Genomic DNA, 26,273 nt, shown 5'->3' on the forward strand with positions numbered 1-26,273 from the left:
GGTCCTGTCCCAAATGATTCACGCGAGCCGGTCGCCGATCAGGAACTGCATCGCCCGGTCGAGCCGGATCTGCGGCAGGCTGCCGGGGCGACCGAGCGCGTCGGGCTTCACGAGGGGCGGCCGGAAGCGCGGAAAGCGCAGCGAGCCCGGCGGCACCGCGCCCTCAAGCACCGCCTCGGGGCGGGCCGGCAGCTCGCCGGGGAAGATCGCCGCCTCGCTCAGCCCGTCGAAGCGCTCGCCGTCCACGATCTCGCCGGCCTCCGGCGTGCCGGCCACGGCGCGCAGCACCTCGCCGCCGTCGTGGACGCTGGTCTCGCGCGTCGCCCGCACCGAGGCGAGCGCCACCGTGCCGACACGGGCGCCCGCCGCCTCGGTGCGGCGCATGGCGCGGGAGACGAGAAGGCGCAGCAGCGCGTCGAGCCGGTCGTGGCTGGTCTGGTGCAGGTGGTCGGCCTTGGTCGCTGCGAACAGGATGCGGTCGGCCCGCGGTGCGAAGAGCCGCGACAGCAGGCTGTTGCGGCCGATATTCAGCGAGAGCAGCACCGCGTCGAGGGCCTCCTCCAGCTCGGCGAGCGCGGTCGGCCCGGCATCGACCGCAGAGAGCACGTCGACCAGCACGATCTGCCGGTCCACCCGCTGGAAATGGTCGCGGAAGAAGGGCAGCACCACCTTGGCCTTGTAGGCCTCGAAGCGCCGCTCCATCAGCCCGGCGAGGCTGTCCGGGGCCAGCGTCTCGGGCAGGTCGTCGAGGGGCGCGAAGGTCAGGGCGGGCGAGCCCTTGAGGTCGCCCGGCATCAGGAAGCGCCCCGGCGGCGTGGTGGCCACCGACTCGGGCCCGGCGCGCAGGGCGGCGAGATAGGTCTTGAAGGCGTCGCTCGCCCGCTCGGCCACCACCTCGTCGAGGGGGCCGTTCGGGTCGAGCCCCTTCAGCAGCGCCAGCCAGGGCGCCGCGAAGGCGGCCCGGCCCGCCCGGCGGGTGCCGTTGATCGTGGCCCGCGACCAAGCGGTGTAGTCCTGCTCGATCAGCGCGAGGTCGAGCAGCCACTCGCCGGGATAATCGACCACGTCGAGCATCAGCGTGCCGGGGCCCGAGCGCCAGGAGCCGGCGCGCTCGTACGCGATGGCGAGGCGGAACTGGCTGATCCGGTCGGTGGAGCGCGGCCAGCGCCGCTCCTCCGTCAGCGCCGCCATGTGCTCCTCGAAGGGGAAGCGCGGCACGTCGTCGTCGGGCTGCGGCACCAGCCGGGCGCGGCGCAGGCGCCCCTCGTGGACCGGGGCGAAGGCCGGCAGCCCGCGCCCCTCGGTGAGGTGGTGGATCAGCGCCGTGGTGAAGACCGTCTTGCCGGAGCGGGCGAGCCCGGTGACGCCGAGCCGGAGCGTCGGCTGGATCAGCAGATCGCTCGACGCCTCGGCGAGGGCCCGAACGGCGGAGCCGGCGCGCGCGGCGAAATCGGACAGGGGCACGGTGATCCGCTCGAGGGGTGGAGGAGTCGATGGGAGGCCGCGCTCACGTGGCGCGCGGGAGGCTCGGCCGCAAGGGTGTCATCCGCCGCGAAGGCGGCACTGGCGGGTGGCGCACTGTTGGACGCGCGCTCTCCCTCCCCCTCACGGGCCCGCCTGTGCCGTGGTCCCCGGCGCGGTCGCGAGGCGGGCGATCGCCGCGTCCACGAGGTCGGGCGCGGCGCGCATCGTGCCGAGCTCCACCGCCGACATGGCGAGCATGACGGCGGCGAGGTTCGGCAGCGGCGCGCCCTCGGTCGAGAACAGCTTGAGGTCGTCGGTGGGCTTCAGGCCGACGCTGCGCGCGATCCGGGCCGCGTAATTGTCGATGCGGACGCTGTCGCCCGCGCAGATCGGCGCGGGCGCCTTCAGGTCGGTGAGGGAGAAGCCCGGCGCCAGGAGGGGCAGGGTCGCCGATTCCGCCACAAGCTGCTCCGGCGAGGGCGTGCGCCGGTCGAGGAGCGCGGCCGGGTTGTCGGCGCCGCGGATCGGGACATGGGATGTGGCGGCGCGGGGCGCGGGGCGCGCCTCGGCGATGCCGGTGGCGATCGCCGGTAGGGGCGGCGCCGCGATCGCACGCCCCCCCGGCCGCGCTCCGGGCCGGCCGGCCATGCGGGCGAGCGGCGACCACGGCTGGACGCGCAGACCCGGCTTGCTCCGAACCGCCACGGCGCGGCGCGGCGCACCCCCGCGCAGGTGCCGGGCGAGGAAGCGGGCGCGCAGGGTCTTGCCGAGGCCGTGCGTGGTCAGCCCCGGCGCCACCGCGGGCGACGGCGCGGCCGGCCCGGTCCGGGCGGCCGAGGAAGCAACCACCGGCGCGATGCCGCACGCGGCCGGCGCCCAGCGGCGGACGATGGCGAGCGCGCTGCGCCGCCCGTAAGCCTGGTAATAGCGGCGCAGCAGGTTCGCGGCCGCATCCGCCCCGTCTGCGGCGCTGCGGAAGGCGGTGTGCCCCTCGGCGTCGCCGCCGATCTCGCCCGACCAGCGGGCGCGCTTGATGCACCAGTAATTGTTGAGCTTGACGCAGCGGGCGACGAAGGCCGGATCGCTCGCCGAGAGCCGCGCAGTGAGCGCCAGCGCGTAGGGCCGCAGGGAGGATTCCGCCTCCGGCCGCCAGTTCGAGACCGCGCGGCCCTGCGCCTCATAGGCCGGCGCGGGCGCCGGCGCGGGACGTAGCGCGTCGAGGCGGCGCTCGACCCCGTCGAGCCCGGCCCGCGGCAGCAGCGTCGTCAGGACGATGAGGGCGGTGAGCAGCAAGGCGGGGGCGATCCGGGCGGGGCTGTCCGGGAAACGGCCGAGCCGCCGATCCGGTTCAGCTCGAGAGCCGCCGCAGCGCCGCCTCGTGCAGGCGCGGATCGCCCGCGGCCACGATGCGCCCGCCCTCGGTGGCCGGCCCGCCGTCCCAGCTCGTGACGATGCCGCCGGCGCCCTCGACGATCGGGATCAGGGCGACGATGTCGTAGGGCTTCAGGCCCGCCTCCACCACGAGGTCGACCTGGCCGGCCGCCAGCATGCAATAGGCGTAGCAATCGGTGCCGTAGCGGGCGAGCCGCACGCGGGCCTGGACGGACTGGAAGCGCTCGGCCTCCTCGCCCGCCGCGAACAGGCGCGGATCGGTGGTGCAGAGGAGCGCGGAGGCGAGGTCGGCGCAGCGGCGGGTGCGCAGGGCCCGCTCGCCGGCGGCATTTCTGAGCTTGGCGCTGCGCCCGTCGCCGAAGAAGCGCTCGGCGAGGAAGGGCTGGTGCATCATGCCGCGCACCGCGGTCTGGCCCTTGCGCAGGCCGATCAGCGTGCCCCAGGTCGGCAGGCCGGCGATGAAGGCGCGGGTGCCGTCGATCGGGTCGAGCACCCACACGCAATCGGCGTCGAGCCGCTCGGAGCCGAATTCCTCGCCGAGGAGGCCGTGGCCGGGGAAGGCGTCGCGGATCATCCGCCGCATCACGACTTCCGCCGCGCGGTCGGCCTCGGTGACGGGATCGAAGGGAGCGCCGCCATGGGCCTTGTCGTCGAGGCCGAACTGGGCGCGGAAGAAGGGCAGGATCGCGCGGCCCGAGGCATCGGCGAGATCGTCCATGAACCGTCCGAGTTCGACGACGCTCATCGGCACTTCTCCGCTCCGGGGCAGGCCCGGGACAGGTCCCGGCCCGACCGACGAAGCCCGCATGGGGCGCTCCGCGTCAAGCCCCGGCATCGGCTCCCGCAAGCTCGGCGCGGCGCCCGGCAGCCACCGGGGTGGCGTCCTGGCGCACGGCGGCCATCACCGCCTCGGTGGCGGCGCGCAGCGTCGAGACGTGCTGGCCGGCCGGCACGGCGGCGGCGGCGGCGGCGACATCGTCCACCTGCCAGAGCCCGACGAGGATCGGGACCCGCGGCATGCGCTGCTCGAGGCGCCGGGCGAGGCGGCGCAGATGCGTGGGCTCGCCGCGAATCGCCAGGGAGACGATGCAGGTCATCCGGGCCGGGCCCGGATCGAAGGCGTCGATATGTGCGCGGGCGAGGTCGCAGAACGGAACGACGCGGGTGCCGAGCCCGCGCTTGGCCAGGAGCTGCGCGAGGATCGCGGCCGCCGCCTCGTCGAGGAAGCCGCGGCCCGCCACGCAGAGCACCGCGCCCTCGCGCGCCCAGATCTCGGGCACGGTGGGGGGCTTCGGCGCAAAGGGCACCGTGCCGGGGCGGGCCTCGTCGTCGTCCCCACGCTCGGCGAGCGGCGCCTCGGGCTCCGCGTCCGGGTGCCCGGCGAGCTCATCGATCAGCTCGGTGACGCTCTCGCGGATGGCGGAGCGCTGCTCCACCGTCAGCACGCCGCGGGCGGCGTCGCGCGCGGCGAGTTCGAGCCCCTTCACCACCACGCTGTCGTAATAGGCCGAGAGCGAGCATTGCTGCAGGATGAGGTCGGCATGCTCCTGGGCCTCCTCCGGATCCTCGGCGAGGATGCGCTGGTAGAAGTTCTCCACCGGGGTCAGGGCCGGGCTGGAGCCGAACAGCACGTCGAGGAATTCGAGCTTGTCGACGTGCCGGCCGAGCACCACGAGGCAGACGGTGAGCGGCGTCGAGAGCAGCAGGCCGATCGGCCCCCACAGCCAGGTCCAGACCAGGGCCGAGACGAGCACCGCCAGCGGCGAGAGGCCGGTGGAGTGCCCGTAGAGCATCGGCTCGAAGACCTGGCCGGCGAGCGGCTCCAGCACCACGAAGAGGAGCGCGGTGGCGATCAGCATGTTCCAGCCGGGATCGACCGCCGCGGCCAGCGCCATGGGGAGCAGCGCGCAGAGGAAGGCGCCGATATAGGGCACGAAGCGCATCAGCGCGGCGAAGATGCCCCACAGGACCGGGTTCGGCACGCCGATCAGGTAGAGGCCGACGCCGATGACGAGGCCGAAGCCGGTGTTCAGCGCGAGCTGGGCGACGAAGTAGCGGCTGAGGCGGCGCGCGGCATCGTCCATCGCCACCGTGGTGCGGTGGAGGTCGCTGGAGCCGGCGAGCCGGATCATGCGGTCGCGCAGGTCCTCCCGCTGCATCAGCACGAAGAGCAGCACCACCACGACGATGCCGGTGGTGGCGAGCGGCTGCATCACCGGGGCGAGCACCTTCTCGGCCATCTCCAGGGGGCCGGGCGGGGGCTGGCGCGTCTCCACTACGACGGGCTTCGGCTCGGGCTCGGCCTTCGGAGCGGGGCCCGTCTTCTCCGCCTTCTCCGTTTGCTCGGCAGTGCCGGCGGTGTGGATCGCCCGGCCGATATTGGCGACGTATCCGGTGAGCCGCCCGACCGGGCTCTCACGCAGGCCCTCGATCTTGCGCTCGATGGTGCGCTGGTAGCGTGGCACGTCATCCGCGAGGTCGGCCACCTGCACGCCGATCAGCGTGGCCAGCGCCGCAAGCACGCCCATCGTCATCAGCACCGTCAGCCCCACCGCGAGCAGGCGCGGCAGGCGGAGCCGGCGCAGGAACTGGACGAGCGGCCCCAGCACGAAGGACAGGAGCAGGGCGATCGCGATGGGGATCAGGATCTCGCGGCCGAAATAGAGGCCGGCAATGATCACGGCGGCGATGACGACCGGCGAGGCGAGCGCGGCCCGGGGCGTCTCGGCGGCGGCGACGCGGGTCGGCCGCGGCTGGATCAGCGGACCCTCGGATGTCGACGTCGCCATGTCCCGCCAGCCCTGAAACGCCACGCAGCGGCGGCGCGGGATGCTGCGCCGCCGCACGAGGAACCCCGGGCGGCTCGAAAACGATCCCGGGCCGCGGCCGCGATTCTCACGGGGGCGTGAGGGTCTGGCCGAGGGCCTTCAGGCCCGTGCGGTGCCGGCTCGCGTCACCTCGGCCGCGTCCTTCAGGTCGGCGATGCCCCAGCACAGGCGCATCACCTGGGCCGCCTGGGGCCCGGGCAGGACGCCGTCGGCGAGGTCGGCGAATTTCCGCTCCAGCATCGCGTCGGTCATCGGCTTCTCGACGCTGCCGATGGCGTGCGCGATCCGCCGGTTGATGGTGCGGCCGTCGTTCAGCACCACAGTCATGTCGACCTGCGCGGCCTCGATGCCGGGCGTCACGACCGGCACCACCTTCTGGCGCAGGGCCACCACGCGCGGGTCGTTCACGGCCCGGTCGCTGAACTGCTTCTCGCCGCCCGCGCCCTCCACCAGGGCGACGGCGACCGCGTGGTAGATGCTGAACTTGCCCTCCAGGCCCGTCCTCGGCGCGGTCTTGCCGGTGAGTTCCAGCACCAGCGGGTGGACCTTGAGGTCGATGCGGGCGACGTCCTCGGGCTTCACGCGGTCGCCGTCGCGGACCTGGATCGCCGCGTCGATCGCCGGATGCATGACGATGCCGCAGGCGAAGGGCTTGTAGGTGTTGAGGAGCGTCTCGTAGCGCGTGCCCAGACCCTCGGTGATCTCGCGGTAATCCTGCTTGGTCGAGACGGTGTTGGCCCAGCCGCGCTTGGCCTCGATCATCCCGTCGCTGCTCGTATAGCCCTTGGCCGCCAGGATCGCCGCGAACAGCCCGTTCGACGCCGCCCGGCCCGGGTTGAAGCTCTTGTTCATGGAGCCGAACGACTCGCGCAGGCCCACGGGCTGCGAGGCGGCGAGCCCGAGCGCCCAGACCATCTGCTGCTCGGTGAGGCCCATCAGCTTGCCGGCCGCGGCCGCCGCGCCGAACACGCCCGCCGTACCGGTGATGTGCCAGCCGACATCGTAATGGTTCGGATAGACCGCATTGCCGATCCGGCACTCGGTCTCGATGCCGAGCACCAGGGCGTTGAGGAAGTCGCGGCCGGAGACCGGCTGCATCTCGGCATAGGCGAGGATCGCCGAGGCCACCGGGCCGGCCGGGTGGATCACGGTCTTCAGGTGGGTGTCGTCGAAATCGAAGATGTGGCTCGACACGCCGTTGAGGAAGGCGGCTTTCATGATGTCGAAGCGCTCCCCGCGCCCGAACAGGCCGGCCTGCGGCGGTCCGCTGAAGGGCTGCAGCGCCGAGACCGCGACGTCCAGGGTCTCGTGATGCGAGCCGCCGATGGCGACGCCGACCCAGTTCAGGAAGGTGCGCGTCGCCTCCTTGCGCACCGCCTCGGGCAGGTCCTCATAGCGGGCGCCGGTGACGTAGCGGGCGAGCGTGCGCGTCACGTCCTTCGGCGCCGGAGCGGGCCCCTGCCTCTCGGCGGCGCGGGCGGGCGCGGCGGCGACGGGGCCGGCCAGCGCGAGCCCGGCGGCGCCGAGCAGCGCGCGACGGCCGATGGTGGGGCGATCGGTGGTGGACTTGTCTGTAGTGGACTTATCTGTGGCGGACATGGCGTTCCTCCCAGGGTCCCTGCGGATCCTTGGCATGCCGCCTACCACGTTTAATCCGGCGCCGTTCCCGGCTCCGGTTTCAACCCCGACCGGCCTGACACCGCGCCCGGGCACCGGGAGCCCGGAGCATCGGCGAAGCTGTTCGAGCCGAGGGGCGCTTACTTGCCCGCCGCGGCGCGCCGGTTGGCGATGCGCGAGAACATGTTGCCGGTGTAGTCGGCGACCTTCGGCTTCTCGACCACGGTCGCCTGGGACTCGAAGGCCTCGATGCGCTTGAGGAGGGCCGCGTCGCCGAAGATCGAGCTGTTGAAGTTCATCGGCGCACGGGGGCCGAGCGCCGCGAGCGCGGCGTCGAGTCGTTCCAGAAGCTCTTTGCGCGTCACGTCCGTCTCCCGCGGGCGGGCCTGCCCGCCTCCGCCCACCAGACGACCCCAGGGTAAACGAAGGGTTAAAACGAGCCGGCCGCGCGCGGCTAAAGGGCCTTCAGGAATCCGGCGAGCCGCATCAGGCCCTCCGGCCAGGGCCCGTGCCCGCTCGCCACGTTGATATGGCCGGAATCGCCAGCATCGAGGATCTGCGCGCCCCAGGCATAGGCGAAATCCTCGGCCCGCGCGTAGGTGCAGTGCGGGTCGGTGCGGCTCGCCACCAGCAGGGACGGGAAGGGCAGCGGGTCGCGCGGCAGCGGCGCGAAGGCGCGCACGCTCGCGGGCAGATCCGGCGCCTCCTCGATGTCCGGGAGCGCCACGAGCAGCGCGCCGCGGACCACGTCGGCGGGGAAGTCCGGCGCGGCCTCGACCGCCGCGACGACCCCGAGGCTGTGGGCGATGAGGATGACGGGCCGGCTCGCCGCGGCGACCGCCTCCACGATCCGGCCCTTCCAGGCGGCGGGCTCGGGCGCGTGCCAATCGTCCTGGGCGACGATGCGGGCGGTGGGCAGGCGGCTCGCCCAGCGGGCCTGCCAGTGCCCCTCCTCCGAGCCGGCGAGCCCGGGCAGGATGAGGATGTCGCAATCGGCAGTCTTCATGGGGGTTGCCTAGACCCTGGGCGGGCTCACGTCGAGCCTCACTCCGCCGCAAGCAGGGCGGTCCGGCCGGCGCGGACATGGTCGGCGATGCCGACCGAGGCGAGGTTCTTGGCCTTGGCCTCGATCTCGAAATCCGCCCAGGCGAGGTGGCGCGCCACGAGGTCGTTGAGCGCCCGGTTCCACATCAGGTCGGAATGGGCGGCGAGGTCGCGGCCGGAATAGCCCGAAGCCCGCAGGGCCGCGTAGTCCGGCAGCACGTCCGGGTCCTGGCCCGGCCACAGCCCCTCGCGGGAGACGCTGACATGGGCGATCGGGCGCACGCCGCGCCAGGATTCCCGGATCGGCCCGATCCGCGGATCCTCCGGCTCGATATAGGCGCCCCCGCTCTCGACCCAGTGATGGTGCAGGTCGAGCACGATGGGCACGAGGTCGGCGAGCGTCAGGAGTTCGTCCAGGCCGAAGCCGAACTCGTCGTTCTCGATGGTTAGGAGGTCGCGCGCCGTCCGGCTCACCCGGGGCAGGGTCTCGCGGAAGCCGGCGAGCCCCGGGTCGCGGGCGCCGATATGGATGTTGATGTGCGCGCCGTACGGGTGCCAGCCCGAGCCGTAGCCCATCATCTCGAAGATGCGGGCGTGATATTCGAGCTCCCCGATCCCGTTCGCGATCGCCGACGGATTGCGGCTCGCGAGCAGGCAGAACGGGCCGGGATGGAAGCTCAGGCGCACGCCGAGCTCCCGGGCCCGCGCGCCGATGCGGGCGAGCCCGTCCGCGATGGCGCGGGCGAAGGTCGGTTCGTCATAGAGCGGGGCGGCCACCGGATGCGTGTAGCCGGGCAGCACGCTGCTCGCGATCCGCAGGAGCCGCTCCAGCGGCGGCCGGGCGCCGACCCATTCGATCTGCCGCTCCAGCGCGACGAGGTTGTGCAGCACGATCGTGGCGAGCTTCTCCCGGCGCGCGGCCGGCTGGAGCTTGCCGAGATGGGCCATGGTCGCGCTCGTCAGGTTCATGGCGAGCGCGGCGTCCTTGGCCGCCTTCTGGGTGGCGTGGGTGCCGGGTGGGTCGGTGGGGATGAACTTGCAGCAGAAGCCGAGGCGGGGTTCGTCGCGCATGTGCGGTCAACGCGGCTCGGGCGGTTCGGGACGCATCGCCCGATACGATTTCAACTCACGAAGACGGGCGCTCTCGCCCCCTTGCATGGCGTGCGGGCGGAACCGCCACGGGCTCCCTCTCCCGAACGGGAGAGGGGACCCGCGCCCTGTCAATAAGACGGTCCGACGCGGCCCGGGCGAGCAGGGATACGGTGCCGCCCGGACCTCAATCGCAGCCTGACGGGGCCTCAGAGCGTATGCCGCACCGGGTCGCTCGGCGGCCGGCCGTCGTCGTTGTCGCCCGCCGTGCGGCGGGCGGCGGCGTTGACGTTCTCCGGGTCGAGGGCGTTGTGCACGAACTCGCGGCCGCGGCTGGTGAACTCGCGGGCGTAGCGCAGGCCCTGGTCGCGCATCTCGTCGGCGAAGGGGCCGAGATTGCGGTCCTCCTGCCGCGTGCGGGGCAGGAGCGCACCGAGCAGCAGGCCCGCCGCGACGCCGACGACGCCCACCAGCAGCGGATTCTCGTTCACGAACTGCTCGACGGCGGTGCGGCCGCGGTCGAGCCCCTCCCGGCTGCGGTCGGTCAGGTCGTCGATCCGGCGCAGGCCGCTCTGGCGCGTGTCCTCCGCCCAGGAACGGGCATCGCCGTAGGCCGAGCGGATGCGGCCGCGGGCATCCTCGGCCGCCTCGCCGATCCGGTCCTGGATCGCGTCCGCATGCTCGGCCACGCGCTCGCGGGCCTCCGCCGTCGCGGCCTCCGCCCGGTCGCGCAGGGACTCGGCCGTGGAGCCGGCGCCCGTCGACCGGGAATAGTCGGCAGCGCGCGCATGCGGGTCGAAATCGGCGCCCTTCAGCGGGTCGTGCACGCCCGCCGGATCCGCCCGCAGAGTGAAGTCGTCCGCGCGGTCGTGCGGACCGAGGCCCGCCCCGCGAACCGGGTCGTGCTCGCCCTTCGGGTCCGGCCGCAGGCTGTGGTCGGCCGCCCGCGCATGCGGGTCGAGCCCAGCATCGCCCGCGAAGGAGCCGGGTCCCTTCGGCGCGCCGTCAGCGTCACTCATCGTCAACTCCTCAAAAGCGCGGCCTCGCCCCCGGTCAGAGGCGGGTCTCCTCGACAGGGTCCTGCACCGCCTTGGCGGTCGGCAGGTCGGGGTCGTAGGTGCGGGCGGCACCGGTGTTGAGCACCGGCACGCGCTCGGCCTGGACCTGGGTGCGGCGGCGGCTCGCATCCTGGGACATGCGATGCAGGAGCCAGCCGACGCCGGCCGCGATCATCAGCACCGGCACCGGGTTCTTGCGCACCGCCTCCAGGGCGCCGTCATAGGCGCCGCTGAGCGCCGGCGTGCGGCGGGCATTGCCCAGCATCTCGTCCACGAGGCTGGAGGCCGACAGGCGGCCCTGGATCTGGTCGATCGTCTGGTCGAGCCGGGCCCGACTCTCCTCGATCTCCCGCTCCAACTCGTTCATGCCACTCATCCGGATACGCGCTCCGACAATGCACGGGCGTCCTGGCGGACTTGGCGGGTGGTCCGGGTCGGCGCGAGCGTCGACAGGGACAGGGCGCTGCGCGCCCACAAGGCGAGCCCGGCCGCGATGACGAGCAGCACGCCGCCAACGATCAGCGCGGAGAGCCATTCCGAGCCGACGATGGTGGCGAGCCACTTCACGAAGGCGCCGATCAGCACGATCAGCGCCACCACGGCGAAGACGGCCGAGGCGGCCATGCAGGCGAGCCCGACGACGAGGGAGCGGATGTTCGAGGCCATCTCGGCCCGGAACAACGCGATCTCCTTGCGCGCGAGGTCGCTCGTCTCGCGCAGCACGTCGCCGAGCAGCGCCTGGATGCTCGACGGGCCGGGCGGCGGCGGGGTGGTCCCTTCGGCCATGGCGCGCCTCAGGCCCTGAACCGGTCGCGCGCGTCGCCGTCCGGCGGCAGGCTCGACGCCTTGATCAGCCGCGCGGCGAGGAGACCCGCCACGAAGGTGCCGACCGCCACGGCCACGGGCGCGCGGCGGGCGAAGGATTCGGCCTCGGTGTAGAACTCGCTGAAGCTACGGGTCTCGATGGAGGAGCCGAGCTGCTCCAGCCCGTCCGCGGCGCTGTCGAAGAAGGCCTTGATGTTCGGCTTGTCCTCGAAATCCTTGGTCGAGGTGCGCAGCGTGCGGGCGAAGTCGTGCACCGACTGGGCCGCGTCGTTCTTGCGGCGCTCGACATAGTCCTGCGCCTGCAGCCGGGCCGCGTCGAGCAGGCCGCGCCCGCGCTCGGCCGCCTCGTCGGCGAGTCCCTCGACATCGCCCTTCAGGGCGTGCCAGTCCGCCTGCTCGCGGGCCGCGGGGCCGGCCCCGGCGGGGGCGGCCGTCTCGGGCTGCGGGATGTGGGGGGACTCGCTGGCGGCCATCTTCGGTCAACTCCTCGCCACGGCGGATGCAACGGCAGATGCATTCGAACTCGGCTGAGTAACCCTTCGGGCCCGTAGCGGTTCCGGCCGCGGCCAAGCTTCCCGACGGTGTTTTTGCGGTGCCGCCGGCCGGCGCAGCGCGGTCTCCTGGATCGAGCGCGCCGCTGCCCGAGCGAGGTGCGGGTTCCCTCCCACCTTGCGGGGAGGGGCCAGGGGTGGGGGCGGCTCAGGATGAAGCGGAGCGGTGCCTTCTGCACCACCCCCACCTCCGGCTCCTCCCCGCAAGGGGGAGGAGAGGGCGCAGCGCCCGGGAATCATCGCCGCTCTGAAACGTGCTTATGCCGGCGGACCGATAACGCGTTGCGTTGCGGCAGGATCCGCCCGTCCGTGCACGCCGGGGGCCGGCATTTGTCGGGACAGGACGGCCCCGGCATCTTGACCCGGCGGGGGGTTCGCGCTTGGTTCAGGGCCCGACGGATCGCGCATCGCTTCCGCGCGTTCTTGCTGAAGTCAGGTTGCGGACGCGCGTCTCACGCTGCGCCCGCCAGCTCGAGGATCCGGAGCCGGCTGCGTGGCACGCCTAGTCATCGTATCGAACCGTGTCGCGGTTCCGGAGGAGGGCGGCAAGGCGGTCGCCGCGGGCGGCCTCGCCGTCGCCGTGAAGGAGGCGTTCTCCTCCTACGAAGGCCTCTGGTTCGGCTGGAGCGGCACCGTCACCGAGAACCCGGCGGAGGAGCCGACGCTGATCGACCGCGGCCGTGTCCAGTACGCGGTGGTCGACCTCTCGCCCCAGGACCACAAGGAATATTACGCCGGCTTCGCCAATCGCGCGCTCTGGCCGATCATGCATTACCGGCTCGGGCTCGGCGCCTTCTCGCGCTCGGACTATTCGGGCTACAGCCGCGTCAACCGCACCTTCGCCCGGGCGCTCGCCAAGCTCGTCGAGCCCGACGACATCATCTGGGTGCACGACTACCATCTGCTGCCGCTCGCCTCGGAACTCCGCGGCCTCGGGCTCGCCAACCCGATCGGCTATTTCCACCACATCCCGTGGCCGGCGGCCGACGTGTTCAACTCGCTGCCCGCGAGCGGCGACCTGCTGCGCGCCATCGCCGATTACGACCTGATCGGCCTGCAGACCGATCCGGACGTACAGAACCTCTCGCGCAACCTCATCGATACGATGCGCGCGATCCCGCTCGGCGGCGGCTCCCTGATGGTCGACGGGCGGCGCACCCGCATCCGCAGCTTCCCGATCGGCATCGACGTCGATGGCTTCCGGGAGGCCGCCGACAAGGCCGGCTCCAACAAGGTGGTGCGCGAGACCATCGCGGGCCTGCGCACCCGCAAGCTGCTGATCGGCGTCGACCGGCTCGACTACTCCAAGGGCGTGCCCGAGCGCATGGAGGCGGTGTCGAGCTTCTTCGCCTCGAACCCCGACCAGCGCGGCAACGTCACCTACATCCAGATCACGCCGAAATCGCGCAGCGAGGTGCCGGAATACGAGCAGCTCGCCCGCGAGGTGAACGAGACGGTGGGCGAGATCAACGGCTCGCTCGGCGACCCGGCCTGGACGCCGATCCAGTACGTCACCAAGGCCTATCCGCGCCCCGTCCTCGCCGGCCTCTACCGCGCCGCCCGCGTCGGTCTCGTCACGCCGATGCGCGACGGCATGAACCTCGTCGCCAAGGAATACGTCGTCGCCCAGAGCGAGGAGGATCCCGGCGTCCTGGTGCTGTCGAAATTCGCGGGCGCGGCACGGCAATTGCCCGAGGCGCTGCTGGTCAACCCCTACGACCGCTTCGAGGTGGCCGAGGCGATCCGCACCGCGCTCTACATGTCGCGGGGCGAGCGGCTCGAGCGCTGGAAGCCGATGGCGGAGCGCATGACCCGCGAGGACGTGGATTGGTGGGCGCGCAACTTCCTGACCGAGCTCGAGCATTTCCGCACCGTCGAGCGCGAGCCCCCGACCGCGGCGCAGGCCGCCGAGTAGCCCGGCAGCCCCTGTCCAGACGGAACCCGCGTCCATGATCGGCGTCGACGACGGCGTGCCGGCCCCGCTCGGTGCGCATTTCGACGGGCGCGGCGTCAACTTCGCCCTGTTCTCCGAATACGCGACCGCGGTCGACCTCTGCCTGTTCGAGCCGGGGGAGCGCCACGAGACGCGCACGATCCGGCTGCCCTGCCGCACCGGCGACGTCTGGCACGGCTACCTGCGCGGGGTGCTGCCGGGCCAGCTCTACGGCTATCGGGTCCACGGCCCGTGGGACCCGGCATCCGGCCACCGCTTCAACGCCTCGAAGCTGGTGCTCGACCCCTATGCCCGCGAGATCGCCGGCCGCATCCGCTGGCACGACGCCCTCTACGGCCATCGCCGGACGCTGGCGCGCGAGGACCGGATCGACCGGCGCGACAGTGCGGCCTACATGCCGAAGGCGGTCGTCACCGCCCCCGAGGCGCAGAACCTCGCGCTCAAGCCCGTGCGCCGCGCGCTCGCCGACACGGTGATCTACGAGGCCCATGTCCGCGGCCTGACCATGACGCATCCGGCGATCCCGGAGGAGGAGCGCGGCACCTACACGGCGCTCGCCCATCCTGCGGTGATCGAGCACCTGTGGAAGCTCGGCATCACCGCCCTCGAGCTCCTGCCGATCCAGGCCTTCGCCGACGACCGCTTCCTCGTGGAGAAGGGGCTGGTCAACTACTGGGGCTACCAGCCGCTCGCCTATTTCGCGCCCGATCCGCGCTATCTCGGCGGCGGCGGCATCGGCGGCCTCAAGGCGGCGATCCGGGAGCTGAACGCGGCCGGCATCGAGGTCTTCCTCGATGTGGTCTACAACCACACCTGCGAGGGCGGCCATACCGGCCCGACCCTCTCCTTCCGCGGCATCGACAACGCCAGCTACTACAAGCTCGACCCCGCCGACCGCAGCCTCGAGATCGACTGCACCGGCTGCGGCAACACCTTCAACCTCGACCATCCGCGGGTGATGCAGCTCGTCCTCGATTCGCTGCGCCACTGGGTCACCGCCTACGGCATCGCCGGCTTCCGCTTCGACCTCGCCTCCAGTCTCGGCCGGGCGCCCATGGCCTTCACGCCGCGGGCCGCCTTCTTCCAGGCGGTGGCGCAGGACCCCATCCTCGCGGGCGTGAAGATGATCGCCGAGCCCTGGGACATCGGCGAGGGCGGCTACCAGCTCGGCGGCTATCCCCGCGGCTGGAGCGACTGGAACGACCAGTTCCGCGACGCCGCCCGCGGCTTCTGGCGCGGCGACCGCGGCACCCTGGCGAAGGTCACGCAGGGCCTGTCCGGCTCGCGCGAGGTCTTCGCGCCCTCGGGCCGCTCGCCGCTCGCCAGCATCAACTTCGCCGCGAGCCATGACGGCTTCACCCTGGCTGACGTGGTCGCCTACGAGGAGAAGCACAACGAAGCCAACGGCGAGGAGAACCGCGACGGCCACGGCCACAACCTCTCGCGCAATTACGGCGTCGAGGGCGACACCGACGACCGCGCGATCCTCGGGCTCCGCGCCCGCCAGAAGCGCAACCTCCTCGCCACGATGATCCTGGCGCAAGGCGTGCCGATGCTGCTGATGGGCGACGAGCGCTCGCGCAGCCAGGGCGGCAACAACAACGCCTATTGCCAGGACAACGCCACCACCTGGATGGACTGGACCTCGGACCCGGATCCGACGCTGACGAGCTTCGTGGCCAACCTCCTGCGCCTGCGCCGCGCCCAGCCCGCTTTGCGCCGCCGCAAGTTCTTCGACGGCCATCAGATCGATCCGGACGAGCCGCTGCGCGACGTGCACTGGCTCTCGCCGGACGGCACCGAGATGGACGGCGAGGCCTGGGGCGACGACGGGCGGCAGGCCTTCGGCATGCAGATCGGCAACGATGCCGAGGCCGGGGACCGGCTCCTCCTGCTGTTCAACGCCGCCGAGATCCCGTGCGACTTCCGCCTCGCGCCGATCGTCGGCGGCCCCTGGCGTCCCGTCTTCGACACCGCGAGCGAGACCGGCGCGGTGCCCGCGGGACAAGCCGAGCCCGTGCCGGAGGGCGGCACGGTGACGCTGCCCGGGCGCAGCGTGCAGGTGCTCGCGGCGCTCGGCGCCGCGCCGCGCTTCGTGCCGGCCTGACCGGAACATTCCCCCGGGAATCTGCCGTCCCGCTCGGTTGCCGCCCCGCGCCGCTGCCTTAGTTGCGCCGCGGGAACCGACGGACCGCGCAGGCCTTCTGCATGGAGGGCGCGCCGGTCGCGCGCCCCGCGAGCGCTCCCGGACAGACGAGGATGACGGCCCGATGCGGCGTGCCCACAGCATGGATTTCGGAGCCGAGTTCGTGGAGGGCGGCGTGCGCTTCGCGCTCTGGGCCCCCACCGCGCAGAGCGTGAGCCTCGTCCTCGACGGCGCCGACCGGCCGCTGACGGCAGCCGAGGGCGGCTGGCACCGCGCCGTCGTCCCGGGCGTGCAGGCGGGCGCCCGCTACGGCTTCCGCATCGACGGCGACCTCGTGGTGCCCGACCCCGCCTCGCGCTTCCAGCCGGAGGACGTCTCGGCCCCGAGCGAGGTGATCGACCCGAACGCCTTCGCCTGGAGCGACGATGCCTGGCACGGCCGCCCCTTCACGGAGGCGGTGATCTACGAGACCCATATCGGCGCGGCGACGCCCGAGGGCACCTATGCCGGGCTGATGGGCAAGCTCGAGGCGCTGCGCGACCTCGGCGTCACCGCGATCGAGCTGCTGCCGCTCGCCGACTTCAAGGGAACGCGCAACTGGGGCTATGACGGGGTGCTGCCCTACGCGCCCGATTCCGCCTACGGCCGGCCCGACGACCTGAAGCGCCTGATCGACCGGGCGCACGCGCTCGGGCTGATGGTCTATATCGACGCGGTCTACAATCATTTCGGACCGGCCGGGAACTATCTCCACGCCTACGCCAAGACGTTCTTCACCGAGCGCCACCAGACGCCGTGGGGTGCAGGGATCAACTTCGACGGCAAGGAGAGCGGACACATCGTGCGCCAGTACTTCATCCAGAACGCGCTCTACTGGCTGGAGGAGTACCATTTCGACGGCATCCGCTTCGATGCCGTGCACGCGATCCTGGACGATTCGGAGACGCACTTCCTGGCCGAGCTCGGCGAGACCGTCCGCAAGCGCTTCCCCGACCGCCACATCCACCTGATGTTGGAGAACGAGGCCAACCAGGCCCGCTGGCTGGAGCGCGACGCGTCGGGCAGGCCGCGCCAGCACGACGCGCAATGGGCGGACGACCTGCACCATTGCTGGCACGTCCTGCTGACCGGTGAGGATGCGGGCTACTATGCGAGCTTCAGCGACAGGCCGGTGGAGCGTCTCGCCCGCTGCCTCGCGGAGGGCTTCGCCTACCAGGGCGAGCCCTTCAAGACGCTGGACGACCACCCGCGCGGCGAGCCCTCGGGCCATCTCCCGCCCTCGGCCTTCGTCACCTTCCTGCAGAACCACGATCAGGTCGGCAACCGGGCGCTCGGCGAGCGGCTGAGCCAGCTCGCCGATCCCGGAAAGCTCGCGCTCGCCCGGGCCGGCTTCCTGCTGGCACCCCAGATCCCGATGCTGTGGATGGGCGAGGAATGGTCGGCCTCGACGCCGTTCCTGTTCTTCGTGGATTTCGCCCCCGACGAAGAGTTGAACAAGGCCGTGCGCGAGGGACGGCGGCGCGAGTTCAAGAGCTTCGCGGCGTTCGCCGACGACACCTCGGTGATCCCCGACCCGACCGCGGAGCAGACCTTCCTCGATTCGAAGCTCGACTGGGCCGAGCAGGCGCGCTCGCCCCATCGCGAGGTCCTGGCCGACACGAAGCGGCTCCTCGCGATCCGCCGCGACGTCGTCGTGCCCCTCGCGAAGTCGGGCTACCACGGCGCCGCGGCGACCCGGCCGCGCGCCGACGTGATCGACTGCACCTGGACCTTCGGGGCCGGGCGGATGCGCTTCGTCGCCAATCTCGGCGACGCGGCCTTCGAGCCGGACGACCTCTCCGGCCGGGTGATCTGGACCAACGCGCCCGACGGGTCGGGTGCGAGCCTGCCGGGCTGGACCGGCGTCTTCCTGACGGATTCCCTGCAGTGAGCGGCACTCTCGAACGTCTCGCCGACCTCGTCGGCGTCGCCGGCGGCTATACGGATGCCTTCGGAAAACCCGTCGAGACCGCGCTGGAGACCCGCCGCGGCCTGCTCGCGGCGCTCGGCTTCCGGGTCGGCAGCGAGGCCGAGATCGCGGAATCGCTGCGCATGGTCGAGGCCCTGCGCCGCGGCCTGATCCCGCCGCTCGTGCCGGTGGAGGCGCGCCGCGCCGCCCGCGTGCCGGTGCGCGCCGAGGGCGGCACCGTGGCCTGGCGCGTCGTCGACGAGCGCGGCCATGCCCGCGAGGGCCGGGCCGCCCTCGCCGGGCCGGAGGCCGCCTTCGAGCTGCCGCCGCTCACCCCCGGCTACCACCACCTCGCGGTGACGCTCGGCGAGGCCAGGGCCGAGGCCTGGATCATCGCGGCGCCGCAGCGCTGCTGGCGCCCGCGCGCCTATGCGGACGAGGGCGCCGCCGATTGGGGCCTCGCCGCGCAGCTCTACGGCCTGCGCTCGGCCGACAATATCGGCATCGGCACCTATGCCGATGCGGGCCGCGCCGCGCACGATGCGGGCCTGCGCGGGGCAGCCTTCCTGGGGCTCAGCCCGGTCCACGCCCTGTTCGCGGCCGACCGGAGCAAGATCTCGCCCTACTCGCCCTCCTCGCGCCTGTTCCTGGAGACGCTGTTCATCGCCCCGCGCGACCTGCCGGGCTTCGCCGGCTCGCGGGCCGAGGCCCTGCTCGACGCGTCGGGCCGCGCCGTCGAGGCGCTGCGCGACGCCTCCCTCGTCGATCACGAGGGCGTCTGGGCCGTGCTGGCGCCCGTCCTCGAGGCGCTCTGGCAGGATTCGCCCGCCCGCGCCGGCGACGATCCGGACTTTCGGGCCTTTCGCGAGGCGGGCGGCGCCAGCCTGCAAGCGCACGCGCTGTTCGAGGCGCTGTCGGTCCATTTCGAGGCGAAGGGCGCGCACTGGCTCGGCGACTGGCCGGAGGAATACCGCCGCGCCGGCACCGATTCCGTGCGCGCCTTCGAGGCCGAGCAGGCGGAGGCGGTGAGCTTCCACGCCTGGCTGCAATATCTCGCCGACCGCCAGCTTCGGGCGACCTCCGAGGCCGCCCTCGACGCAGGCATGCGCATCGGCCTCTACCGCGACCTCGCGGTGGGCGCCGACCGCGGCGGCTCCGAGATCTGGTCGCATCCCGAGCGCTTCGCCAACGGCGTCTCCATCGGCGCGCCGCCGGACCTCCTGGCACCGAAGGGCCAGGATTGGGGCCTGCCGGCCTTCGACCCGCTGGAGATGGAGCGCGACGGGCTCGCCGCCTTCCGGGCGCTGGTCCAGGCCAACATGCGCCATGCCGGCGCGATCCGCATTGATCACGCCTTCCAGCTCGCCCGGCTGTTCCTGATCCCGCTCGGCGGCTCGGCCCATGACGGCGCCTATGTGGCGATGCCCTTCGAGCCGATGCTCGCGGTGCTGCGCCTGGAGAGCCACCGCAACACCTGCCTCGTCATCGCCGAGGATCTCGGCACCGCGCCGGAAGGCTTCTCCGACGCCCTGATGCGGGCGGGCATCCTGAGCTACCGCATCCTCGCCTTCGAGCGCGAGCATGACGGGCGCTTCAAGGCGCCCGGCGCCTATCCGCGCGACGCGCTCACCGCCATCACCACGCACGACCTGCCGACCTTCGTCGGCTGGTGGCGCGGCGTCGACACCGACACGCGGCAGGCGCTTGGCCTCTACGACCAGGAGCGCGCGGAGGCCGAGCGCGGCGAGCGCGTGACCGAGCGGCGCCGCCTCACCGAGGCTCTGGCCGGCGAGCAGCTCCTGCCGAGCTGGGACCCGCCCGAGGCCGCGCCCTTCGAGGCCGCCGCGCGCTACCTCGCCCGCGCCCCCGCGATCCTCACCGCCGTCCAGTACGAGGACGTGATCTCGGAACTCTCCCAGGCCAACGTGCCGGGCTCCACCGAGGGCTATCCGAACTGGCGGCGCAAGCTCGACCGCGACCTCGCGGCGATCGCCGAGCCCGGCGGCCCGCTCGCCAAGCTCGCCGCCGCGCTCTCGGCCGAGGAGCGCGGGCCCCATTCCGGCGCCGCGCGGCTCGCCGCCCCGCCGCCGCGGGCGACCTACCGGCTGCAGTTCCACAAGGACTTCACCTTCGCGGACGCCGAGAGGATCGTCCCCTATCTCGCGCGGCTCGGCATCAGCCACGTCTACGCCTCGCCGCTCCAGAAGGCGCGGCCGGGCTCGACCCACGGCTACGACATCGTCGACCACGGCGCGATCAACCCGGAGCTCGGCGGCGAGGCGGGCTTCGTGAAGCTCTCCGACGCCCTCCGCGCGCACGGGCTGAAGCTTCTCCTCGACATCGTGCCGAACCACATGGGCGTCGGCGGCGCCGACAACCCGTGGTGGCTCTCGGTCCTCGAATGGGGGCCCCTGTCGCCGTTCGCCCACGCCTTCGACATCGACTGGGCGCGGCTCGGGGCCAACCGCAACCTCGTCATCCCCTTCCTCGGCGATCGCTACGGCGAGGCCCTGGAGAAGGGCACGCTGGAGCTGAAGTTCGACGCCGAGGCCGGCGCCTTCAGCGTCTGGCACTACGAGCACCTGTTCCCGATCCGGCCGCTCAACTACCCGACCATCCTCAACCGCGTGCTCGCCGCGCTCGGCGATGTCGGCGACGACGCCTCGGCGGAACTGCTCGCCATCTCCGAGCGCCTGCGCACCATGGGCGAAGAGACCCATCCCGAGCGCCGCCGCGCCCTGCCCGCGGAGGCCGAGGGGCTGAAGCAGCGCCTCGCCGCGGTCCACGCGGCCTCGCCCGCGATCCGCGACGCGATGGCGCGCGGCCTCAAGCTCCTCAACGGCTTCAAGGGCCATCCCGACAGCTTCGGGCCGCTGCACCGGCTGCTGGAGAGCCAAGCCTATCGGCTGGCCCATTGGCGCATCGCGTCGAGCGACATCAACTACCGCCGCTTCTTCGACGTGAACTCGCTGGCGGGCCTGCGCGTCGAGAAGACCGACATCTTCCACCGCTCGCACGAGACCGTGTTCCGGCACGTGCGCGAGGGCCGGATCGACGGCCTGCGCATCGACCATATCGACGGGCTCGCCGATCCGCTCGGCTATGCGAGGGCGCTCCAGGCGGCGGTCGGCCCCGGCTTCTACGTGGTGGTCGAGAAGATCCTGGAGCCCGGCGAGCGCCTGCGCCCCTGGCCCGTCGCCGGCACCACCGGCTACGACGTGCTGAACCAGCTCGACGGCATCCTGGTCGACCGGGACAAGCGCGCCAAGGTCCGCCGCCTCTACGAATGGGCCTCCGGCGTGGACGAGCCCTATGGCTTCCAGCTCCGCGCCGCCAAGGCCGAGATCCTGGAGATCAGCTTCGCCAGCGAGCTGGAGGTGCTCACCGCCGACCTCAAGGAGGTGGCCGATTCCGACCGGCGCACCCGCGACTTCTCGCTCACCGCGATCCGGCGCGCGCTCATCGAGATCATCGCCCGCTTCCCGACCTACCGCAGCTACCTGCCGCCGGAACTCGAGGATGCCGAGATCGAGCCGGAGGACGTGCGCCTGATCGAGGGCGCCGTCGCCAAGGCCAAGCGCTGGTCGGGCCTGCCCGACCGCTCGGTGCACCATTTCGCGCGCGACGTCCTGCTCGGCCGCGTCGAGGCTTCGGGCCCCGGCCGGCCCGATCCGCGCACGGTGCTGCGCTTCCGCCGCCGCTTCCAGCAGCTCACCGGGCCGGTCATGGCCAAGAGCCTGGAGGACACCCTGTTCTACCGGTTCGCCATGCTGCTCGGCCTCAACGAGGTCGGCGGCGATCCGGGCGAGTACGGCATCGACGCGGAGCATTTCCACGCGCTCCAGGCAGCCCGCGCCCGCGACTGGCCGAACGCCATGATCACCACGGCGACGCACGACACCAAGCGCGGCGAGGATGCCCGCACGCGCCTGATCGCGCTCTCCGAGATGCCCGATGCCTGGGCCCGCGCCTGGGACCTCTGGCGCGCCACCGCCACCCCGCGCCTCGCCACCATCGACGACGAGCCGGCGCCCGACGCCAACGACCAGTGGATGTTCTTCCAAGCGATCCTGGGGGCGTGGCCGCTGGAGCTGCTGGAGCATGACGACCCGGCGGCGATCGCGGATTTCCGCGACCGCCTGATCGCCTACGGCGAGAAGGCGATGCGCGAGGGCAAGCGCCGCTCGAGCTGGGTCAACGTGGACGAGGCCTACGAGGGCGCCGTGCGGCGCCTGTTCGAGGCGCTGATCGCGCCGGGATCCGACTTCCTGCGCGAGCTCAGGCCCTTCGCGCGACGCCTCGCCCATCTCGGCATGCTGGCCTCGCTCGGCCGCACGGTCCTGAAATGCACCTTGCCGGGCCTGCCCGACACCTACCAGGGCACCGAGTTCTGGGACTTCTCCTTCGTCGATCCCGACAACCGCCGCCCGGTCGATTACGGCGCGCGGGAGCGGGCGCTGGAGGAGGGGAGGCCCGCGGCCGACCTGCTGGCGCATTGGCCGGACGGGCGGGTGAAGCAGGCGGTGCTGGCCCGGCTCCTGGCCGAGCGGGCCGAGCGCCCCGGCTTCTACGCCGATGCCGATTACCGGGCCCTCGAAGCCTCCGGCGAGCGCGCGGCCCATGTCCTCGCCTTCCTGCGCTCGGACGGGGCGGACGGGGCCGAGGACCTGTTCGTGGCATTGCCCCGCCTCGTCGCCAAGCTCGTGCCCGAAGGCGCGGTCTGGTCGGCGGAGGCCTTCGCCGGGACCGCGATCGAGCTCGGCACGGGCACGCGCTGGCGCGATCTGGTGACGGGGGAGAGCCTCGACGGGAACCGGGTCGATTGTGCCGACCTGTTCCGAAACCTGCCCTTCGCGGTGCTGCGACGGACGGACTGACATCCACCGGGCTTAAGCCGTGGGACGCCCGATGCCTCCGGCACGCTCCGGCGGCTCGGGCGTTAGCCGGATACGATGAACGACGACGAGGCCAGAATGAACGCACCGACCAGCGCGAAGACGGCCAAGGCCGCCCCGGCGACCGGCGTCGAGGCCCTCCCGGCGGCCTTCGCCCCCCGGGCGGAGGGGCCGCGGATCTACAACCTGTTCCCGCTCCTCGTCGGACGCGTCTCGGACTGGACGGCCGAACTGCCCCGCATCGCCGGCCTCGGCTTCGACTGGGTCTATCTCAACCCGTTCCATCAGACCGGCGGCTCGGGCAGCCTCTACGCGGTGGCCGATCCCGACCGGCTGGACGAGCGCTTCCGCGACCAGGACGGCCGCTCGGACGACGACCAGATCCGCGACTTCTGCGCGGCGGCGACGGCGCAGGGCCTCGGCGTGATGACGGACCTCGTCGTCAACCACGCCGCCAATGACGGGCGGCTCGCCCGCGAGCGGCCCGACCTGTTCGCGAAGAATCCCGACGGCAGCATCGCGAGCCCCTTCGCGGTCGATCCGGACGATCCGGACAAGCGCACGGTCTGGGGCGACCTCGCCGAGTTCGACTACCATTCCGAGCAGGCCCGCGCCGAGCTGACCCGGATCTGGAGCGGCTACGTCGCCCACCTCCAGGGGCTCGGCGTCGCGGGCTTCCGGTGCGATGCCGCCTACATGGTCCCCGCCGACACGTGGCGCGCCATCATCGCGGAGGCCAAGGCGCGCGACCCCGAGAGCCTGTTCGCCGCCGAGACCCTCGGCTGCACCTTCGCGCAGGCCCGCGACACGGCCGGTGCCGGCTTCGACTACCTGTTCAACTCCTTCGCGTGGTGGGACCTGAAGAAGCCCTGGGCGCTGGAGCAGTACGAGCGCCTGCGGGTGCTCGCGCCCTCCATCGCCTTCCCCGAGAACCACGATATGGGCCGGCTCGCCGCCGAGGTGGTCGGCGGCCCGGCCGAGATCACGGCGCATCTGCGCGCCCGCTACGCGCTCGCCGCCTTCTTCTCCGCCGGCGTGCTGATGCCGATCGGCTACGAATGGGGCTATCGCCGCCGGCTGCACGTGGTCGACACCACGCCGGCCTATCGCGAGAGCGACACCGGCATCGACATCTCGGCCGCGATCGCCGCGATCAACCGCCTGCGGGCCGAATTGCCCGCCGCCAATGTCGAGGGTGCACAGGCGAGCCTGTCCGCCCCCGATTCCGACGTGGTCGCGCTGATCCGCTACGATACCGGCCACCATGCCTCGGCTCGCAGCGCCGTGCTGGTGCTCTACAATCCCACCAGCCGCCCGCTCCCCGTCGATGCCGGCACGCTGATCGCCCGCACCGGCGGCCTGCTCGGGCCCTTCGTGGACCGCACGCCGGAGGCCGAGCCCATCGCCTTCCATCCGGGCAGCGCGATCGACCTCGCGCCGGGCGAACTCCGGATCATCGCGGCCGAGGCTGCCAAGGTCGCCCGCCTGCCCACGAACGACCGGCCGGATGGCAGGGGCCGCGTGGTCATCGAGGCCGTGACCCCGGAACTCGATGGCGGGCGCTCGGCGGTGAAGCGCGTGGTCGGCGAGTCCTTGCGCGTCGAGGCCGACATCTTCTCCGATGGCCACGAGATCATCGACGCGGCCATCCTGTCGCGCGTCGCAGGCACGGAAGATTGGCGCCGCGACCCGCTGGTCTTCATCGACAACGACCGCTGGGGCGGCCAATTCCCGCTCGAGCGGAACGCCCGCTACGAGTACACGATCGAGGCGTGGCGCGACGGCTTCTTCTCCTGGATGCGCGACACCCTGAAGAAGCGCGACGCCGGAGTGGACATACGCCTGGAGACCATCGAGGGCGTCACCCTGGTCCAGAACGCCGCCGACCTCGCGAAGGGCCGCGACAAGGACCGTCTTGCCGCCCTGGTCGCCGCCCTCGCCGCCGAGGAGACCGGCTCGCCCGCGCAGCTCGACCGCATCCTCCAGCCGGATTCGGTGCGGCTGGTGCGGGCCAATGCCGAGCGGGTGAACCTCACGCGCTATCCCGTGATCCTGCCGGTGATCGCCGATCGCCTCGCGGCGCGCTTCTCGGCCTGGTACGAGATCTTCCCGCGCTCGCAATCCATGGATCCGAACCGGCACGGCACCTTCCGGGACGTGATCGCCCGCCTGCCCGAGATCCGCGAACTCGGCTTCGACGTGCTCTACTTCACGCCGATCCACCCGGTCGGCCGCACCAACCGCAAGGGCAAGAACAACACCCTGAAGGCCGAGCCGGGCGATGTCGGCTCGGTCTACGCGGTCGGCGCGGAGGAGGGCGGCCACGAGGCCGTGCACCCCGACCTCGGCACCTTCGAGGATTTCGCACAGCTCGTCGCGGCGAGCCACGCCTACGGCATGGAGATCGCCCTCGACTTCGCGATCCAGTGCTCGCCCGACCATCCCTGGATCAAGAACCATCCCGAATGGTTCGAGTGGCGGCCGGACGGGACGCTCAAGTTCGCCGAGAACCCGCCGAAGAAGTACGAGGACATCTCGAACGTCCATTTCTACGGCGGCGCGCTGCCCTCGCTCTGGATCGAGCTGCGCGACATCCTGCTCGGCTGGTGCGCCCGCGGCGTGCGCATCTTCCGGGTCGACAACCCCCACACCAAGCCGATCCCGTTCTGGGAATGGGTGATCGGCGAGGTCAACGGCACCTATCCGGACGCGATCTTCCTCGCCGAGGCCTTCACCCGGCCGAAGATGATGAAGAAGCTCGCCAAAGCCGGCTATCAGCAGAGCTATACCTACTTCACCTGGCGCAACACGAAGCAGGAACTGACCGAATACGCCCTCGAACTCGCGGGCGAGATGGGCGAGTACTATCGGCCGAATTTCTTCGCCAACACGCCGGACATCAACCCGTACTTCCTCCAGACCAGCGGGCGGCCGGGCTTCGTCATCCGCGCCACGCTCGCCGCGACCCTCTCCTCCGTCTACGGCATCTATAACGGCTTCGAGATGTGCGAGGCCGCGCCGTATCCCGGCAAGGAAGAGTACCTCAACTCGGAGAAGTACGAGCTGAAGGCCTGGGACTACCACCGCCCCGGCAACATCCGTGAGCACGTGATCAAGCTGAACCAGATCCGCCGCGAGAACCCGGCACTGTGGGACTTCCGCAACATCCACTTCACGGGCGCCTTCAACGAGAACATCATCGCCTTCGCGAAGGTGACGCCGGCGCGCGACAACTGCATCCTCGTGATGGTGAACCTCGATCCGAGGAACCGCCAGGAATGCACCTACGAGGTGCCGCTCTGGCTGCTCGGCCTGCCCGACGACGGCGCGGTCGCGGTCGAGGATCTGCTCCAGGGCTACACCTTCGAGCTGCGCGGCAAGTCCCACCGCATCGCCCTCGACCCGGCGGAGCGCTCCTGCATCGTCTGGCGCCTGGCGGTGCCACGTCGGGTTGCGGGATGA

General features: G+C 72.0%; 17 protein-coding genes. 5 read left to right on the forward strand and 12 right to left on the reverse strand.

What is annotated here, in order from left to right:
* Window positions 1–18 precede the first annotated feature (18 nt).
* The 12 genes from MTDSW087_RS12960 to MTDSW087_RS13015 all read right to left on the reverse strand — a co-directional run bounded on the left by MTDSW087_RS12960 (window position 19) and on the right by MTDSW087_RS13015 (window position 11,790).
* Window positions 19–1,464 (reverse strand): YcjX family GTP-binding protein, encoded by a 1,446-nt coding sequence (locus MTDSW087_RS12960; protein ID WP_144764448.1) that lies wholly within the window; start codon window positions 1,462–1,464, stop codon window positions 19–21.
* Window positions 1,465–1,605: 141 nt separating this feature from the next.
* Complete coding sequence (locus tag MTDSW087_RS12965) at window positions 1,606–2,757, reverse strand: hypothetical protein (RefSeq protein WP_144764450.1); 1,152 nt, start codon at window positions 2,755–2,757, stop codon at window positions 1,606–1,608.
* Window positions 2,758–2,812: 55 nt separating this feature from the next.
* A complete protein-coding gene (gene hisN / locus MTDSW087_RS12970) occupies window positions 2,813–3,601 on the reverse strand; it encodes a histidinol-phosphatase (RefSeq protein WP_144764452.1) in 789 nt (262 codons plus the stop codon).
* Between the two features lie 76 nt (window positions 3,602–3,677).
* On the reverse strand, window positions 3,678–5,645 hold the full coding sequence (locus tag MTDSW087_RS12975; protein ID WP_144764454.1) for an AI-2E family transporter: 1,968 nt from the start codon (window positions 5,643–5,645) through the stop codon (window positions 3,678–3,680).
* A gap of 138 nt (window positions 5,646–5,783) precedes the next feature.
* Window positions 5,784–7,283 (reverse strand): MmgE/PrpD family protein, encoded by a 1,500-nt coding sequence (locus MTDSW087_RS12980; RefSeq protein WP_144764456.1) that lies wholly within the window; start codon window positions 7,281–7,283, stop codon window positions 5,784–5,786.
* Between the two features lie 158 nt (window positions 7,284–7,441).
* Entirely contained in the window at window positions 7,442–7,666 is a 225-nt protein-coding gene (locus tag MTDSW087_RS12985; protein ID WP_144764458.1) for a hypothetical protein, read from the reverse strand.
* Window positions 7,667–7,755: 89 nt separating this feature from the next.
* Window positions 7,756–8,307 carry an RBBP9/YdeN family alpha/beta hydrolase gene (locus MTDSW087_RS12990; protein WP_144764460.1) on the reverse strand — a complete coding sequence of 184 codons (552 nt, stop codon included), beginning with the start codon at window positions 8,305–8,307 and terminating at the stop codon, window positions 7,756–7,758.
* A 38-nt stretch (window positions 8,308–8,345) separates the two neighbouring features.
* Window positions 8,346–9,416 carry an apurinic/apyrimidinic endonuclease family protein gene (locus MTDSW087_RS12995; RefSeq protein ID WP_144764462.1) on the reverse strand — a complete coding sequence of 357 codons (1,071 nt, stop codon included), beginning with the start codon at window positions 9,414–9,416 and terminating at the stop codon, window positions 8,346–8,348.
* A 227-nt stretch (window positions 9,417–9,643) separates the two neighbouring features.
* A complete protein-coding gene (locus MTDSW087_RS13000) occupies window positions 9,644–10,453 on the reverse strand; it encodes a hypothetical protein (protein ID WP_144764464.1) in 810 nt (269 codons plus the stop codon).
* A 34-nt stretch (window positions 10,454–10,487) separates the two neighbouring features.
* On the reverse strand, window positions 10,488–10,868 hold the full coding sequence (locus tag MTDSW087_RS13005) for a DUF3618 domain-containing protein (RefSeq protein WP_373321876.1): 381 nt from the start codon (window positions 10,866–10,868) through the stop codon (window positions 10,488–10,490).
* Window positions 10,865–11,278 (reverse strand): phage holin family protein, encoded by a 414-nt coding sequence (locus tag MTDSW087_RS13010; RefSeq protein WP_144764467.1) that lies wholly within the window; start codon window positions 11,276–11,278, stop codon window positions 10,865–10,867. Before MTDSW087_RS13010 ends, MTDSW087_RS13005 begins: the two co-directional genes overlap by 4 nt.
* 8 nt (window positions 11,279–11,286) lie before the next feature.
* Window positions 11,287–11,790: a hypothetical protein gene (locus MTDSW087_RS13015; RefSeq protein ID WP_238178596.1), complete on the reverse strand. Its 504-nt coding sequence runs from the start codon at window positions 11,788–11,790 to the stop codon at window positions 11,287–11,289.
* 571 nt (window positions 11,791–12,361) lie between these two features.
* Between MTDSW087_RS13015 and MTDSW087_RS13020 the strand changes: the two genes are divergently transcribed.
* From MTDSW087_RS13020 to MTDSW087_RS13040, 5 genes are all read left to right on the forward strand, one after another.
* Window positions 12,362–13,783, forward strand: coding sequence for an alpha,alpha-trehalose-phosphate synthase (UDP-forming) (locus MTDSW087_RS13020; RefSeq protein WP_144764469.1), 1,422 nt, complete (start codon window positions 12,362–12,364; stop codon window positions 13,781–13,783).
* Window positions 13,784–13,817: 34 nt separating this feature from the next.
* A complete protein-coding gene (glgX, locus tag MTDSW087_RS13025; protein ID WP_144764471.1) occupies window positions 13,818–15,929 on the forward strand; it encodes a glycogen debranching protein GlgX in 2,112 nt (703 codons plus the stop codon).
* Window positions 15,930–16,092: 163 nt separating this feature from the next.
* Window positions 16,093–17,898, forward strand: coding sequence for a malto-oligosyltrehalose trehalohydrolase (gene treZ / locus MTDSW087_RS13030; protein ID WP_144764473.1), 1,806 nt, complete (start codon window positions 16,093–16,095; stop codon window positions 17,896–17,898).
* Window positions 17,895–22,793 carry a malto-oligosyltrehalose synthase gene (locus MTDSW087_RS13035; protein ID WP_144764475.1) on the forward strand — a complete coding sequence of 1,633 codons (4,899 nt, stop codon included), beginning with the start codon at window positions 17,895–17,897 and terminating at the stop codon, window positions 22,791–22,793. Before treZ ends, MTDSW087_RS13035 begins: the two co-directional genes overlap by 4 nt.
* Before the next feature lie 96 nt (window positions 22,794–22,889).
* A complete protein-coding gene (locus tag MTDSW087_RS13040) occupies window positions 22,890–26,273 on the forward strand; it encodes a maltotransferase domain-containing protein (protein ID WP_144764477.1) in 3,384 nt (1,127 codons plus the stop codon).

The sequence above is a fragment of the Methylobacterium dankookense genome, from assembly GCF_902141855.1.
Classification (GTDB): Bacteria; Pseudomonadota; Alphaproteobacteria; order Rhizobiales; family Beijerinckiaceae; genus Methylobacterium; species Methylobacterium dankookense.

Coding starts and splice junctions, on each gene's coding strand:
- MTDSW087_RS13040 (WP_144764477.1), top strand. CDS start 22,890: ATGAACGCACCGACCAGCGCGAAGACGGCCAAGGCCGCCCCGGCGACC.
- MTDSW087_RS13000 (WP_144764464.1), bottom strand. CDS start 10,453: ATGAGTGACGCTGACGGCGCGCCGAAGGGACCCGGCTCCTTCGCGGGC.
- glgX (WP_144764471.1), top strand. CDS start 13,818: ATGATCGGCGTCGACGACGGCGTGCCGGCCCCGCTCGGTGCGCATTTC.
- MTDSW087_RS13005 (WP_373321876.1), bottom strand. CDS start 10,868: ATGAGTGGCATGAACGAGTTGGAGCGGGAGATCGAGGAGAGTCGGGCC.
- MTDSW087_RS12975 (WP_144764454.1), bottom strand. CDS start 5,645: ATGGCGACGTCGACATCCGAGGGTCCGCTGATCCAGCCGCGGCCGACC.
- MTDSW087_RS12980 (WP_144764456.1), bottom strand. CDS start 7,283: ATGTCCGCCACAGATAAGTCCACTACAGACAAGTCCACCACCGATCGC.
- MTDSW087_RS12990 (WP_144764460.1), bottom strand. CDS start 8,307: ATGAAGACTGCCGATTGCGACATCCTCATCCTGCCCGGGCTCGCCGGC.
- MTDSW087_RS12995 (WP_144764462.1), bottom strand. CDS start 9,416: ATGCGCGACGAACCCCGCCTCGGCTTCTGCTGCAAGTTCATCCCCACC.
- MTDSW087_RS13010 (WP_144764467.1), bottom strand. CDS start 11,278: ATGGCCGAAGGGACCACCCCGCCGCCGCCCGGCCCGTCGAGCATCCAG.
- MTDSW087_RS13015 (WP_238178596.1), bottom strand. CDS start 11,790: ATGGCCGCCAGCGAGTCCCCCCACATCCCGCAGCCCGAGACGGCCGCC.
- hisN (WP_144764452.1), bottom strand. CDS start 3,601: ATGAGCGTCGTCGAACTCGGACGGTTCATGGACGATCTCGCCGATGCC.
- treZ (WP_144764473.1), top strand. CDS start 16,093: ATGCGGCGTGCCCACAGCATGGATTTCGGAGCCGAGTTCGTGGAGGGC.